This is a genomic window from Paenibacillus sp. J31R109 (assembly GCF_059692055.1).
Map to the genome: position 1 here is coordinate 26,241 of NZ_JCAUAR010000033.1, position 16,151 is coordinate 42,391.

The following is a 16,151-nucleotide window of genomic DNA, read 5'->3' on the forward strand; positions in this document are numbered from 1 at the left end:
TTATGATAACTCACCCTTATAGGTTCTTCAACGGAAGGAATTACAAGTGCGTTTGTGCCAAGCGCCACGTGACCGTACTGTAAGCTTGCGGCATATCCGTCGGTCCAGTAAGCTGCCCCTTGTAAGAGCCATCCGTCTGTTTGGTGACGCTTGCTTTCCAGACGCCGCATACACCTGCCTCATAGTCAAAGGTTTCCCCGTCATCGTCGTACACATGGCCTTCACCCGCTTCATCACCGAAATGAATGATCTCAAGCGGGACTTGTGTACCCAGTCGTGGGACATGCGACAGAGCAGGCATCATCGGAATTACGGATCCACTTTTAACAAATACTGGAATATGTTCCAAATCGCAATGAATCCGAACGATACAGCCACCCGTGTATCGTTCACCATTTTCTAATCCATACCAGACTCCCGAAGGGAGCAAGACTTCTCTCTCATACTCTCCCTCGACTAGAGGAGCTACGAGCAAGGCATCACCAACCATATATTGGTCATCCCATTCTCTCACCTTTTTCTTGCCGTAAGCGCCGTCTGTCGTATTTAAGGTTTGCTCAGCTGCTTCAGCTTGAAGAACCTCGGCTGCAATGATTTCGGATGGCGTCATCACGAATGGCATGGCACGGAAAGGAGGTATTCCCTTTTCTCGGTAAGCTGCAAACGCCGTATATAAATAAGGCAGCAGTCTCATCCGCAGCTTAATATAATGACGAACGGTGTCCTCCACCTCAGGGAAAGACCACGGTTTCGTTCCATCTCCCCATGCATTAAGCATCGCGAGTGGCGAGAAAATAACCGTTTGCATCCGTCTGACCCAATCTTCGGCATTCCTAGCTCTTCGCACTTCCGGCGTCCACAGCAGTCCGCTGAACGAGGCGCTGCATATCCCACGAATGAATTGCTTATGATCATAAAGATCCGAATATAACACATAAGGCATGGAAGATGCCCCTGTATTCGAAGCTCTTACAAGGCCGTAGGTTCGCCGATTTTGGCTGCGGAATAGGTCTGCCGTCATCTTTTGAAACATTAATCCATACATTTGTCTCATCTGTTCGCCGTCTAGTCCGGACGGAAACTGAGCATGTCCAGGAAACATCCACGAGTTGTTCGTCAAATCACTGCCGTCACATTCATCCAGCTTATATCCCGCTACCCCGATATTGACATGCTGCTCCTCATGCTGCTTGGTATAAAGTTCCACAGCTTCAGGCAAGGAATAATCAGGAGCAAGTCCTCCCCACACGGAATGACTCCCCGATAGTGGCTTCAATTGATCGTACAATGTACTCTCCGGTGCTACAAAAGGATGTTCCCATAGGTTCACCCGAAAGCCTTTTTGATCCAGTGCTTTCACAAACTGTTCAGGTTCAGGGAATCGATTCTTCTCCCATTCATAACTAACCGGGTAGCTTTGGCTGTGCCAACCTGGCTCGAGACCGATCACATCACAGGGCATATCATGCTGACGAAACTGCTCAGCTTCTTCGAGCACTTGCCCGTCCGTATACAGCGTCGGAACACGATGCCAGAAGCCAAGTCCCCACTTTGGAGGCAATGTGCCTCCCCCGCAAAACAAATTATATCTAGCCACCACATCCGAGAGGGTTGGTCCGCCAAATAAATAAACGTCTGCCCCCTCTAGAGGAATCTTGATTTCCACGCGCGAGGCCACCATCGTCGCTTTCCATCCCTTATCGGTGTTACGATCACGAATATCCTCGTTCAGTGTTTCCGCTTGTCTCATGGTTGATCCGCAGTACATCGTAACAATACGTGAAGTATCCACTAACACACCATACCCGAGATCGCTTATATAAAAAGGTACCGGAGCATGCGTCTCCCCTGTATCCTGCTTGGGATCACTGTTTACCCGCAAGTAACGGTTTCTTCCACGTTGATTCATTCGTAGTAACTGTAGACCTGTCCCATAGAGCTTCTCTGTACGATTCAGGGGGATAGATACCATACGATAGTCGCCTAGATCTTCAATCTCAATGCTATCTCTTTCAAAAGGAGGCTCCACTTGCGGCAACTTCTGCATCTCATCCGTTTTCGGTAAATTGCCCATCAAAGAGAGAGGTGTCATGTCCTGCGGATCTCCAATTGTAAACTTCCATACGCCTGGTGCTGTTTGTTGCCAATTCGTTGTCTTCATGCTTATATCCCCATTCCTCTATAAAGTTGGAACCTCAATCGACATAGTGCTTCCTGACGCATTGGCCAGCTTCGTGTAATGAACAAGTGCTTGGGTTTTCAAATAATCCCTGCCGCTAGTTTCCGCTTCACGTCCTTCACGGAGTGCTGCCAAAAATTCAGCTAACGTATCTTTTTCATCTACACCGGTTAGATCATCAACGACTTCAACTTTGCCATCTCGAATTAGGCGAATCTCTTTATCAACCACTTCCATAGCCCCTTCTGTTCCCTCGATTCGCCAATTGCCGCTCCATGGTGTCTCCGTCCCTCTAGCAGAAATAGATGCTTGATAGGCCGCTGTAATGCCCCCTTCCATTTCAAAAAAGGCATAAGCATTAATTAGTGCACCCTCCTCTTTCCAGGCGCCGATTGGATTGTACAGCTTCGATTGAACTGATTTCCCCTCCCTGCCTGTGAAATAGCGAATCATATCTAAGTGATGCACGCCGATGTCATCCAGAATACTAACCGTATATCTCCGCGCTACATGATGGTATCTGTAGAACTGAATATCCATAGACGAAATGCTGCCGATTGCACCTTCGTCCAAAAGTTGTTTCATTTTCCGAACATAAGGCATTCTGCGGTAATTTTCCGCGATCATAAATGGAATGTTTTCCCTAGCTGCTCGAGCTACGATCTCAAGAGATTCCTCATAGTCAAAGGAAATCGGTTTCTCGCACAAAACAGCCAACTTACGGTCAAATGCCGCATGGTTCACCATTGTATGCATCATTGGCGAAGTCACATTGACTAGGAAATCAGCCTGTTCGTTCTGCAACGCCTCTTCTAATGACATGTAAAAGGGAAAGGGATCACCCTGCATCTTCTCTTTCATTGATATATCAACTTCAACAACAGCTGCTATTAAGCCCTGATCTCTTAAACGTTTATACCAACTGAACCCGGCTGAACCCAAACCAACCAATATCGCTTTCATATGTCAAATACCCCCTTAAGATTTCATGAAATTTTATTGCCTTCATTATAGGTAATTATCCACCTAAGCAAAACGTCTAAACTTACGGCAGCATGTGTTTTTTTACGATTTCCATATAAAAAAGCACCCCTCTGCACAATACGCTACGCGAGAGGGATGCTCCTATAGATACCTTTATTTCGTGTCAATCATAATCGCGCCTTGCTTCTTGTTCCAACGATCTGTCGCTTCTTTAATAATTTCGGTGCCGCCTTTGGCTTTGTATTCTTCAATGACTTTCGGCCAATCGGAGATCGGTTCTTTGCCATAAATCATTTTGATCATGTGATCGACGATGATTTTCGGACCTACGTCTGGTTGAGGAGCTGCAAGATCCGGAAATTTAGCAAAGCTGCTCAAATCCGGATAAAATCCGATACCAGGTAAGCCTTCTTTCGAAAGGACTTCGTCGAATGCTTTCAACGTCGTTTTTCCATCATCGTTTAGCTGCATTCTTGGTTTGTTGTAGGTAGAGTCATGTACCGCCCAAAGCGTTCCGCTGCGGAACCCTTCTTCATCAATTTCCTCTTTGGTTACTGGGAATTTATAATTAATCGCACCGCTGCTGTCCTTGGTATACGTATCGCCTTCAATCCCGAAGGTGAAAAATGTTTCTGCATCCTTGGACGTCATCATCCAATCGAACATTTTGATAATGCCGGCAGCCGTATCTTGCTTCACGTTTTTATTAAGATAGAACGTCCGTACGACTGGTGAATAAAGGAAGTAACCACCTTTGCCCTCTGGCCCCTTCGGAGAAGGAATGATATCCGCTTTGAAGTCTGGATTGAGTGCTCTCAGCTTTGTTTTTGATCCCGGTAATCCGGAAGCATTCTGCGACCAGATCCCTGCTTTCCCCGCATCTAGGCTTTTGTTGTAATCCGTAGCCGAAATGGTAGCGAATTCCTTCGGAATCAAACCTTCCTCATACATCGTTTTATAGGCTGTCAGTGCTTTCTGTACATTCTCGGAATCGAAGAACTTCGGAACCACTTGACCGTCCACGAGTTCAAATTGATCCTTATAAGGCAGTACATCGTAAGCTCCCAGAAGGACGTCAGCATACTTGAAGTTTTCCCTCATTTGATACGGACTCTCAACGCCTAACTTCTTGAACTCACGCAGAACATTCAGAAACTCCTCAACCGTTTTGGGCGCTTGAAGCCCCGTTTTCGCTAGCAAATCTGTACGAATGTAAGTGGCACGACGGGAAGGATTGCTCAAATATTCCGGGATGCCATAAATCTTGCCATTATAAGACACACTCTCCCAAGCTGCTTTCGGGACATTCTTCATTAAATTAGGACCATACTGTTTCAACAAGTCGTCCAGCGGCATAAATACACCGTTCTCAACCGAACCCGACATCGACTTACTGCCTGGACCACCGATACTGCCGACAACATCGGGAATATCGTTACTAGCGAACATAACTCCGAATTTGGCATCCTCTACAACCCTGACGTCCAAGTCCGTATTGGTTAATTCTTCAAGCTTCAAAACCCACTTATCCTTGTTTAAGTCCGGTACTTTGGTGTGGTAGCCCGTACTCACTGTCGTTGGAAAAAGAAGCGAGAACTTAACCGGCGCTGGCTTCGCATTTGCTGATGGCTGAGGGGAAGCATCCCCAGCTACTTTCCCATCTGAAGAACATGCCGTCAATGCAGTTGCCGTCATCATGACTGCAAGACTAAGACTGATCATTTTTTTCATTGAAAACCCCTTCTTTCCTCATTCTACTGAAAGCGATTGCATCGATCTGTGATTATCATAACGATTACTCTCTGATTACTGAATGTATAAATTTAAGACGCTATGTGATTTTATACGATTGAAGAAAGAGTCGCGTTCGATGGCCGGCAGGGTTTCTTTCCTTGCGCACAATTTTTGTGCGCTAGCGTGCGACGGCTGGCCGGGTTCCTTTCCTTGCGCACAATTTTTGTGCGCTAGCGTACGACGGCTGGCCAGATTCCTTTCCTTGCGCACAATTTTTGTGCGCTAGCGTGCGATGGCTGGCCGGGTTCCTTTCCTTGCGCACAATTTTTGTGCGCTAGCGTACGACGGCTGGCCAGGTTCCTTTCCTTGCGCACAATTTTTGTGCGCTAGCGTGCGATGGGCGCAAAGTAAACAAAACCGCCTCCCTTAAAGAGGAATTCTGTTCTTTGAATTTTTCAATTCCTATTACTTGAAGAAAGACCGCCAAACAGCATGGCGGTCTGGATAGTAATCAGTTTATAAATTGTAAGGATTGCAGCATTCGCTTCAGCATGATAGCCGCTTGTGCACGTGTTGCAGGTTCCGTCGGTGCGAAGACTCCGTCCGTCATACCTTGAATAAGACCAGCTGTCAGTGCCTGTGCGACTGCTGTTTTCGACCAGTCACCGATCGTTGAACGATCCACGAAGCGATCTATGAGGGAGTTGACTACTTGGATTTCTTTGCCGCCAACTTTCATCGCACGCATCATCATCGCTACCATTTGTTCGCGAGTGATGTTTGCGTTAGGTTTAAAGGTACCATCCTCATAGCCGTTGATCAACCCAGCTTGATGCGCCGTGCTAACAGCTCCAGCAAACCAGTCACCTGGCTGTACATCTAGGAATGCATTCAACTTCTTCTCAGCTAATCCAAGCGAACGAACGAGCATTGCCGCAAACTCAGCACGCGTGACTTGCGCCTCTGGTGCGAACAGCTTATCCGTTACTCCGTTAACAATCCATTTATTTGCCAGCAGCTCAACATCCGCTTTGGCCCAATGCCCAGCTAAATCTGCAAAGGATTGATTGGATTGAATGACTGTGTATATGCTGTTGTGCGGTGAGCGAATCGTAACCTCAGAGGATCCATTCTTTGTCGTAATCAAAGCTGGTACGAAATGGATCCCATTATTCGCATCGATCCAAACCGCCGTTACCTTGCTAGGGTCACCTGTCCATGTGCCAAGGCTGATGGTGCGCTTCACATAGACGCCGCCAAAGTCACTTAATTCTTTCCCATTAATCGTAATTGTAAAATCAACGGGATTCGCAACCACTTGCTTTGCGTTCAGTTTATTGACCGCTGCATTGACATCGTCTCCGGCTTTACCGGTCACTTTTGAAATGACAACGTTTATTATAGAATCCTTAGCTATATCTTTAAACAATTGTACTGGTAACTCATATACGGCACCATTCGCTTTAATCTGAATCACCGCACCAGCTTGTTTGTTGATTGCGTTCAGGATCGACTGGGCAGGCAATTCCACATTTACAATGGATGCACTGTCCTTCACTTCGATCACGACAACGGGAATTGCTATGGCTTTCTCCAACTTATCCGCATCTAGGGTGACTTTGGTCACCGACTTTCCATCCGCCCTTGTTTCTTTGGTTACTTTAGCATCTTTATCCAAATCAATGATGCCCGTTGTTCCTGAACTAGACCCAGCACTTGACCCAGTACCTGATCCTGATCCAGAATTTGACCCCGAATCTGTCGTACGCGCTGTCACTGTGATCGTCGCTTCTGCCTTCAAGGACGCCCCCTCAACGGTTCCCTGCACTTTAAAGGTGCCTGCCGAAGCGTACTGCGTAGCTTCCATGTTGTTCCAAACAACACCTAGCTGCCTAGTCGAATTATCGCTGTAAACCGCTGTAACTACCGTTGGCAGTACAGGAGCTGTTCCAGCTGGTGTTGCGATTGTGACTGGTGAGTAACTAACAATAACAGGTAATGGGATATCCCCAGCTTTAACTGTAATCGTAGCTAAAGCCTTATAAGTTACGCCAGTAACGGTCCCTTGCACGCTAAAGCTCCCTACAGCCGCATATTGGGAAGCGAGAATAGGATCCCAGCTTACTGCGCGCTGTCCTGTTGAATTGTCACTGTAAACCGCTGTGACTACTGTCGGTAACACAGGTGCTACGCCCACATTAGTAGTGATACTAAGCGGTGCAATTCCGATAATGTCAGTTGACATATGAAGAGAAGTTGGGGCTGAAATCATAAACTTACGTGAATACGGGTCTGTCCCTTTTGACCTTACGGTCACTTTGGAAAGATCAGTCAGCCCACTCGGTAACATATAGCTCGTTACACCTGCTGGTAGATTAGCAAGTACCGTTGTCTCATTGTACACCGTGTACCCTTCACTTAAAACATTGGCGTCCCACTTCAGCCCATTACCCAATTCGCTTGCTTCAAGCGTCAAATGCTGCGGAGGAAGCGGTGCATTGAACACTTGTACTTGTGTCAGACGTGGAGGTCCAGTAAGATCTGTGCCTGCATTTCCACCAGAAGCGTTCTCTACCGTTACTTTGATATATCTGGCATGGTAAGTCTTACCTAGGTTAATGGGGTACGAGCTATCTGCGGAGTCCACACCGCTATCCTTATTGCCAGTCTCATACGTATACCCTAATGCTGTCTGTTTCTCCACTTGTTGAAAGACCATGTTGTTAAAGTCAACCGCCGATGAATGATCTCCAAAATCCATAGATACAGACACCGTTGCACCTTTTAACCTCGTGGATTTAGCAAACAATCTGATTTGGCTAAAATCCATAGCCTGGCCAAGGTCGATGACAAAGCTGCCTTTGCGCTCTCCGTCTGTACCCAGCCAAGAATAATTACCGATTTGATCCAAATTGGTAACGTTCGTTACCGTCCATTTGGTCGGATCCTGCAAGACACCATTGGTCAATTTATTCGCATTTCCATACCCATTAGCCGCAGCAGATTGCATCTGAATCGGGTTAGCATCAACTGTCGGCCCAACATTGTACGCCTTCTTATTCAACGCAAGGTTGACAGATGACATCCCAGATGACACTTTGCTTATGGTAATGTCGGATAGCCCGAGCTCAGCGTCATAGGCAGAGTTGGTCCCGTTAGCAGAGCTGCGGTAAATCCCCCACTTTGGTCGCAAATATTGATCAAAAGCAGCCGGATACTCCGTCTCAAAGCCGCCAGCACGTTCTGGTCTACGCCATAAGTCTTTAACGCCATCGCCTGTACCTTGATTCCCGAATACTTGATACACATCAGGGCTGTCAAAGGTGTATACCTTGCCCGTGACTTGATCCGTAATTTTAATTGTGATCCAGCCGCTATCCGAGATGAGAGCGCCCAGTTCAACTTTTATCCAGTGTCCATCGATTTCTTTTAATGGAATTGTCATCAGGTTCTTATCGCCGTCATAACGGTTATGATTGACAACTAGATTCCTGTTCGTCGTACCGGAAATGGACATCGCAAGAATATACGCGCCGTTTTCACCACCGCTGTTCCCGCCCTGTAATGTATCAGCTAATTGGCGATTCGTAGCCTTCAACTGGAAGATGTGCCTGAAGTTTGACTGATTCCATTGGATGCCATCTGGAATGTTCCACAGCCACGAATAGGAAACCACATCACCTTCGTACGCTACAAAATCGCGATTGGAATCTTCGCTAGGGCGAATTTCAATACGTTGTCTGTCCGTAAATGCCGCACCGTCAACAACATAACCTAAGGTTTTGTCGAATACACCTTTGTGCCCATACTCACCATCGCGGACCTTATCCAGGAATTCGTTATTCAGACCTCTGCCGTTGGCTGTAATTTTGAATATATTCTTTTGTAAGGTGCTATCCCACACGCTCTTAATATGATCGTCGGCAGCCGTTGCTTGTGGTTGATTTCCATAAAATTCATGGTAGCCATCTCTTATTCTTTTCGTGATACCTTCTACAGGTTCGTCGGTACCCATGGCTCCGCCTAACACGTTATAGGGAGATACACCTTCAATTGCGTTCATCTTAATCGTCTTGTCATTTCCACCATATCCTCGAGCAATGACATCCACTGCAAATAGTGAAGAAGCACCACTGTTGAAATGGAACCACCATTCATTCGTGCCCAGCGGTAATTTAGCCAGATAGGAAGGTATAAAAGTAATCGTGTTGCCGGATAACGTGTAATCCGTGTTTAGTAGAAGTGTATGATCCCCTTTGGTGATGCTCGTCAGCACTTTCCCTCCAAGGTTCATCGTGGTGGCTATCGGTGCAACTTGATCCCATGTACTGTAAGTATCTTTTGCCGGTACTAAAGCAGTTGCGTTCGTTACGACGTCTTTGCCGTATATCGTCAAACCAGATAACCCCATCATGGAATTAGCCTCATTTGCCCGCCGATCGTTAGGGCCAACTAATACCGTGTTAACCATGACATAACGAGCAGTAAACGGGTATAAGAACGTCTTCGTATCATAGCCCCATTGTTGACCATTGTACGTCACATAGGACCACAAACCTTCGGTCTCCGTGCCCCCCGCTAATGTCCAGCCATTAGCTTGCCAATCATACTGTTGCGCACCATCAACAGCCGTAGGCGCACTCGCCCAAGATGCAGGATTATTCGTGTAATACACCTCAAATCTGGTTGCATTACTTTGGATATTCGCTATGGTGTTGGGAATCTCAAGATACAGTTTATCAATGACTTTAGGCGCGCCTAGGTCAAGAGTTAAGGCAAGTGAGGATGGCGAATAGTCACCCTTATAGACAGTTGAATTTGCATTTTGCCAATAGCCGCTGCCTCCCGAACGCAAAGCATCTATCCCCGGATGATCAACAGCTTCCGAGCTTACTTTGAAATTGACGCCGGCTTGCGGTGTAAAGCGTGATGGATCTAACAAGTTCACAGAGTTTGTAGGAATAACTGGAACTTCCGTTACCGAAGGTTCGCCATATACATTGAATACATTCGCTTTAATTCCGCCAGCACTATTATCGAGCGTGACATCGGATACAAGCAATATATACTGGGCTGCAACGGGTACAGCCAATGTATGACTAGCCTTTTCGTTATTTTCTAATGCTGTCGTTTTCCCTACATCAGGGATTGGCTGCCAGAGGGAACCATTTGCGGTCTCAAGTGGTTTACGCGTTGCATCTGAAGTAGCCGACAGGGCGTTGCCCTCTTTTAGCTCATCATAAGCTGCCGCATCATTCGCATAGTAAACCTGATAGTTTTTCAAAAACTTACTGTTACTCGTCCATTCAATTTGAATTTTACTCACATCTATTTTATGCTCCAGCTTTACAGCTGCCCAGTACTGGTAACCGTCCGTTTTCGTTAACGAACTGTTCGCCTGCCAAGCAGTTGTCGCATTATCATCAATAAAACTGCCTTTGCTGTTGCCGCTGCTGGAAACGACTTTAATTGCAGCCCCCGGCGTTACCGCCCAGTTCTTATAACTGGAAAGATTCACTTCCACATAAGGCTGAATATGAGCTGTGTTCGTTATTCCTGGGCTGTTGAATTCCCCATTAATCTTTTGAATTCCGGTTTGATCTGGATGATAGCCAGTTGAGCTCCATGTTACGTTCACAGGCTCAGTTGCACCCGTACTTAGCGTTACATCAAGCTGTGAAGGTAAAGTTAAACTACCGAATGCCGTGCCCTGGGCAGCTGACACTGCTGCTGGTCTTGCCCATGCAACAGCATCTTTCGATTGTGCACGGGGGTTCCAGCCATTAGGGAAAATATAGCTGTTTTTATCCCTTTTGACTAAATGTACATCTGACAGATACATCGTTGCCGATTGCCATTCATCTGCATAGGCTGCATCGGCCTCGCCATTATACATCCCCCGGTATAGCCCCCATTTGGACCGGTTTTGTTGACCCGCTTCAACTGGTAGATCACCTCTTTCTAATCGGCCCGTAGACGGGTTGGTCACTTCAGGTCTTCGATACGTTTCCGCTGTCATCCCGCCTTCAAACAACACGTCACCTGACTCCAGATCGACAAGCTTCCCATATACATAACCTTTATCCGCTGTTAAAATAGTCACTTCCATATCAAGCCAGCGATCCGCAATCTGATCGAATGGAATTGTGAATAAGGGCTTAATGCGATCCGCAGCACTGCCATCTGGATTGTTTCTAAATTCAAGCTGACCTTTGCCTTCGCTGGAAACCAAAGTCAGCGTAGTCACTGGCTGACCAGCTGCGTTGCCTGCTATTTCTTTTAACTGAAAGATGTGAAAAAACCGATGAGGGTTAATAAAATCGCCGGCTTTGTTCTCACCAACATCTTGTTGGAATCTTAATGTTTCCGAAGGGAGCATGAGTCTCCAGTGGTGGGTCATAATGTCGCCGCCTACACTATTGGCAGTGATGTTAGCTGCACTGGTGTTGCTCTTAATCTCCAAGCGCTGCCTGTCGCTGTCCACGGCTCCACGATCACCGTCATCCCGACTTACACCTGCTGGCGTAACAAAAGGTTTAAATTCATGAAACCGCAAAATATCCGAGTTGAGCTTGGATGTACCGGGCACGCCTGCAATACCATATTTGGTAAGCGTATTCACATCATTGCGCCCAATCGTTTGCAAATACATATTGTCTCCTAACCATGTTTCATTCACAGTCGAAGCCACGGGATAGTCCCCTGAACGGTCATATACCGACTCCGCCCATGGTTTTCCACTGTAGGAGGAAGGGACGCCAGGACCCTCGATAGAGCCCGTTCCACTGCCATTGCCTATTTTGGAAGCGCCGATCACATCCCAGGCGGTTTCACCTGCTTGAATATTCAGTGGCGAGTAAGTATCATTGGGCCCCATATTACCAGCTAAAGGGGGGACTACTGAATTTACCGTAACCGTGATCGTATATTTTCTGCTATTACTGCTATTCTGAATATCGGTTACGACCAAATAATAAGTTGTATTTCCACTTGGTGAGAATTGGTCCAATTTTGCATCACCTTTGTTCAATCCACTGGTTGCAAAAGAGATCCCCGTCGTTTCGTCACTTCTGTAAAGCAATGCGTTTGCTCCGTTAGTTGTTACATTCAGCATTTGATAGATCGTACCGTAGGGCAAGGATACGTCAATTGTTGCATTGTGAAGATCAACGACTGCATTGACTGGCTTATTCACGTGTATGTCCAAAATGCCCAAGTTGTCTTCCGGCGCTGCATGAACCGTTGTTACTGGATTCATGTTGAATAACGTAAGAGCAAGTGCTACTGAAAGCAATACGCTTACCGCCTTTTTAAGTACTTGTTGCTTCAACATCTTACTGAACATTCTAAAGCCTCCTCTGTGTCAGTTACACCTACTTGAAACAAGGGGTTCTCATTTGTTATGCAATCGCTTCCATAACAAAAGTAAGAATCATCTCCTTCCTTCCCTTGCCTTACTAAGTGTAAATCACATTCTTATTTCCATAGATGGAAAAATTTACGATTGAGGTTGATTTATTTACGATATGAGCTGTCATTCATGAGGTGATAAAAAACCACCCCAACATATGCTGACGGGATGGCTGATTTCACAACTTTTCAACTTTATATGATTAAGATTTCACCGAACCCACCATCATACCTTGGATAAAGTGCCTTTGCAGGAACGGATATACACACAGGATTGGAATCGTAGCTACCACGATGACAGCCATCTTAATTCCTTCTGGTGACAGAAGCTGCAGGAGCTCCGAAGATACGTCCGATTGCCCCATTTGATCCGTAAATACAATTTCCCTTAACCGTACTTGCAATGGAATCCATTGACGATGATCGATATAGAAAACGGCCTCCGCATATCGGTTCCAGTGACCTACTGCATACATAATACCCATTGTAGCCATCGCTGGTTTAGAGAGCGGCAAGACAATATTCCAAAGTATACGGAACTCGCCGCAGCCGTCCATTCGTGCTGAATCCAACAGTTCTGAAGGCAAGTTCAGGAAGAATGAACGCATAACGAACAAGTTAAACGCGCTAATCGCCATAGGAAGCATTAATGCCCATAGGGTATTCAGCATCCCTAATTGCTTAATCAATAGATAGTTTGGAATTAATGGTGCGCTGAAAATCAAAGTAAACAGTACTAACAGCAGAACCGATTTACGATACAGATACTCCGGTCTCGATAATGGATAAGCAAGTGTTGTCGTCATGAACAAATTAATGAATGTTCCAAAAACCGTTATAATGACACTATTCCGAAACCCCAGCCATATCGTCGGATCCTGCAAAATTAATTTATAGCTGCCCAGCGTAAAACCTACAGGCCACAGGGAAACCTCACCCGCATTTATGGCCGCGTTATTACTTAAAGATTGCGCAATAATGTGAATAAGCGGCAGCACCATGCTAAGTCCAAGTGCACCTAACAATACTAGGTTGAATATATTAAAGATTTTATGGCTTCTTGTCATAATCATAGCGATTCACCTCCGGTCTCCTTCCGTATCAGTACAATCCTTCTCCGGTCATTTTCTTACTAAACGTATTACTGATCATAATCAACATAAGACCCACAACCGACTTGAACAACCCAATAGCCGTCGTGTAGCTGTATTGCCGATCAACAAGTCCTGCCCGGTACACAAACGTATCAATAATCTCCCCATTCTCGTTATTGAGCGGGTTAAGAAATACGAAGACGCGTTCGAATCCGAAATCTAGAAAATTACCAATTTGCAGCAAAAATAAAATAACGATCGTTGGTAAAATACTAGGTATCGTGATGGAGAACACTTGACGAATGCGACTGGCTCCATCAATTTGTGCCGCTTCGTAGAGGTCAGGATTAATGCCAGCAATCGCTGCTAAATAGATGATCGTCCCCCAACCGCTATCCTTCCAAATCCCCGAACTAATGAGAATGGTCCGAATATAGCTGCTTTCCCCTAAGAAATAAATGGGCTCTACACCAAACAAGGAAAGCAAGTGATTGACGATCCCCGTAGAAGGCGACAACACCCCAACCACAACGCCACCGACGATGACCCAGGATAGGAAATGTGGCATATAAACCACCGTCTGTACAATCCGTTTGTAAGCCATAATGCGTACTTCATTAATGAGAAGCGCCAATACGATGGGAACCGGAAATGCGAAACAGATATCATAAATGCCGATTATGATCGTATTCTTTAATATTTGCAGGAAGTCGGTGTAAGCAAACATCCGTTGAAAATGTTCTAAACCTACCCAATCACTACCTTTTATTCCTTTGAAGATGTTGTAGTTTTGAAACGCGATGACCGAACCGAATAAGGGGATATATTTAAATAGTAAGAAATAAATAATCCCTGGTAATGAGATCACATAAATCGGCCAATGTTTTCGCATAAATGCCCATTTTTGACCCTGCGATGAAAACGTATACATGGTATGATCGGATGGTTGTATTTTACTGGCCATGTTGTCCTCCCCTTCTTGCATGCTGCATCAATTTGACTTCTTCATCTTACTGGGGTTATGTCAAAGTAGACATGGTGAAACTTATAGCGCTTTGTGTTTTTTTACGATTTGGAAATGCCATAACGCTTTGCTGCACTAGTGTACAGCCAATTCTCTGCCACATAGATTGCCGTATCGTAATCGATCCAGCCAGACTCGATTTGTCCCCATAAAAAATCGCTCACGATTTTTTTAACAAGCCATATCTTGCCGTAGCTCCACTCTATGCACCTGGCATCGGAGACGATGAGTGAGCTTTTGATGGCCGGAAGCGCCTCAAGACGATACTGCATACTATCTCGATAGGTACTCGTCCGGAAGTTAAACCACCAATGTCCACCTACATGCACATTCGGAAAGTTCCAAGCCGCTTGTACAATATCCAAATTGTTAAGCTCTGAAGCCACTACAAGCTCAAATGTGCATCTCGCATACGTGTCAAACAAGGCAGACAGCTTAAGGATGCGAGCTGGATCATTGACCGGCGTGGCTGTTCCACACCAGGAACGTTCCACTCCGAGGAAAAGCTGTATGAGAAGTCCCCTTTGCTCAGCAGCGGCTCCTAATTCGTGCAGCAGCATCATTAATATTTCGTCCTTGGTGCTGTCTGGCCCAATCTCAACCTTGCGGTTAGCGCTCGCTTCATAGCTCGGCAATGTGGTCATGATGCCCACGTAACCCGCTTCCTTATAGCTATCCAATAGCTGCGACAGCTGCTCACTCACTTGAACGAATGCTTCAGCAGGGTTAGGAGACATCTGAATTTCTTTGGTCCATCCGCCCAATTTGCCATCAATTCGCGGGATGAGAATGGCGTTATCCCGCATACCTTGAAATGCTGCATGTTCGGGGATATTGACGACAAATCGGCTAACATGCAATCGGTCTGCTACCTCTTGCGCCCACGTTTCCCGCCCAGCACTTTGTTTAACGGCAGCATCAGCTTCTCTAACCGAAGACGCGTCATCGATGACGATGCCATACAAATGTTTGAACATGTTCGTCATCGCAATATTCATCATCGTATTTCTTGACCCATGATAAGCTTCCAAAAAGGCCGCAATCCGCTCATCTTCAGGGAGCTCCATCGCATTCGCCGGGTAACCGGCAGCCTGCAGCTCACGAAATAACCAGAAATAATGAGCAATCTCCCAGAAGTCGCCAGCACAGAGCCGATCCCCCACTAGGTGGGTATGTGTATCCACAACGGGTAGCTGCATAATCTGCGCCTCTAAGATTTCCTTCCCCTGCTTCATCTGCCTATTCATTTCTCTTCCTCCTTCTACAAGCCTTATATTCTGATGGTACATGGATTACCTGATCTGTTACATGGGATAACTTCCACTGGGTTGTGATTTTTTATGATCGTTGAAAACGAGGATACTTGCCTGCAGGCGAGTTGGTCGATTTTTGGGCGTTAAATCCTGTGGTCCCGCCCATTCGGTCGGCGAAGCAAGGCTTTAGCGCCCTTTTGGGGCGCTATTTCCACCACCGAGCGTGGCTCGCTTGGATTTAAGGCCCTTTTCGGGCTTTAAATCCTGTGGTCTCGCCCATTCGGTGGGCGAAGCAAGGCTTTAGCGCCCTTTTGGGGCGCTATTTCCACCACCGAGCGTGGCTCGCTTGGATTTAAGGCCCTTTTTGCTCTTCTGTCAAGAAAGTGGACGTCACTAAGTTAAGCCACCTGCTGGTAGTATAGCTGCTCAAATTGAGCGGGAGATATGTAACCAATTGTGCTATTCGACCTTGT

At 46.2% G+C, this 16,151-nt stretch carries 7 protein-coding genes; all 7 read right to left on the bottom strand.

What is annotated here, in order from left to right; translation table 11 throughout:
* Positions 1-40: 40 nt before the first annotated feature.
* Complete coding sequence (locus AC58QT_RS34745) at positions 41-2,161, bottom strand: glycoside hydrolase family 31 protein (protein WP_497412927.1); 2,121 nt, start codon at positions 2,159-2,161, stop codon at positions 41-43.
* Between the two features lie 18 nt (positions 2,162-2,179).
* Positions 2,180-3,142: a Gfo/Idh/MocA family protein gene (locus tag AC58QT_RS34750; RefSeq protein WP_497412928.1), complete on the bottom strand. Its 963-nt coding sequence runs from the start codon at positions 3,140-3,142 to the stop codon at positions 2,180-2,182.
* A 174-nt stretch (positions 3,143-3,316) separates the two neighbouring features.
* Positions 3,317-4,894: an extracellular solute-binding protein gene (locus AC58QT_RS34755; RefSeq protein ID WP_497412929.1), complete on the bottom strand. Its 1,578-nt coding sequence runs from the start codon at positions 4,892-4,894 to the stop codon at positions 3,317-3,319.
* A 514-nt stretch (positions 4,895-5,408) separates the two neighbouring features.
* Positions 5,409-12,242, bottom strand: coding sequence for an S-layer homology domain-containing protein (locus AC58QT_RS34760; RefSeq protein ID WP_497412930.1), 6,834 nt, complete (start codon positions 12,240-12,242; stop codon positions 5,409-5,411).
* A gap of 268 nt (positions 12,243-12,510) precedes the next feature.
* Positions 12,511-13,380: a carbohydrate ABC transporter permease gene (locus AC58QT_RS34765; RefSeq protein ID WP_497281262.1), complete on the bottom strand. Its 870-nt coding sequence runs from the start codon at positions 13,378-13,380 to the stop codon at positions 12,511-12,513.
* A 28-nt stretch (positions 13,381-13,408) separates the two neighbouring features.
* Complete coding sequence (locus tag AC58QT_RS34770; RefSeq protein WP_497412931.1) at positions 13,409-14,365, bottom strand: ABC transporter permease; 957 nt, start codon at positions 14,363-14,365, stop codon at positions 13,409-13,411.
* A gap of 101 nt (positions 14,366-14,466) precedes the next feature.
* Complete coding sequence (locus AC58QT_RS34775) at positions 14,467-15,672, bottom strand: glucuronate isomerase (protein ID WP_497412932.1); 1,206 nt, start codon at positions 15,670-15,672, stop codon at positions 14,467-14,469.
* Between the last annotated feature and the right edge of the window lie 479 nt (positions 15,673-16,151).

What these genes read in the sequence shown, in the direction of transcription:
- AC58QT_RS34745 (WP_497412927.1), bottom strand. Translation starts at nt 2,161, where the DNA reads ATGAAGACAACGAATTGGCAACAAACAGCACCAGGCGTATGGAAGTTT.
- AC58QT_RS34750 (WP_497412928.1), bottom strand. Translation starts at nt 3,142, where the DNA reads ATGAAAGCGATATTGGTTGGTTTGGGTTCAGCCGGGTTCAGTTGGTAT.
- AC58QT_RS34755 (WP_497412929.1), bottom strand. Translation starts at nt 4,894, where the DNA reads ATGAAAAAAATGATCAGTCTTAGTCTTGCAGTCATGATGACGGCAACT.
- AC58QT_RS34760 (WP_497412930.1), bottom strand. Translation starts at nt 12,242, where the DNA reads ATGTTCAGTAAGATGTTGAAGCAACAAGTACTTAAAAAGGCGGTAAGC.
- AC58QT_RS34765 (WP_497281262.1), bottom strand. Translation starts at nt 13,380, where the DNA reads ATGATTATGACAAGAAGCCATAAAATCTTTAATATATTCAACCTAGTA.
- AC58QT_RS34770 (WP_497412931.1), bottom strand. Translation starts at nt 14,365, where the DNA reads ATGGCCAGTAAAATACAACCATCCGATCATACCATGTATACGTTTTCA.
- AC58QT_RS34775 (WP_497412932.1), bottom strand. Translation starts at nt 15,672, where the DNA reads ATGAATAGGCAGATGAAGCAGGGGAAGGAAATCTTAGAGGCGCAGATT.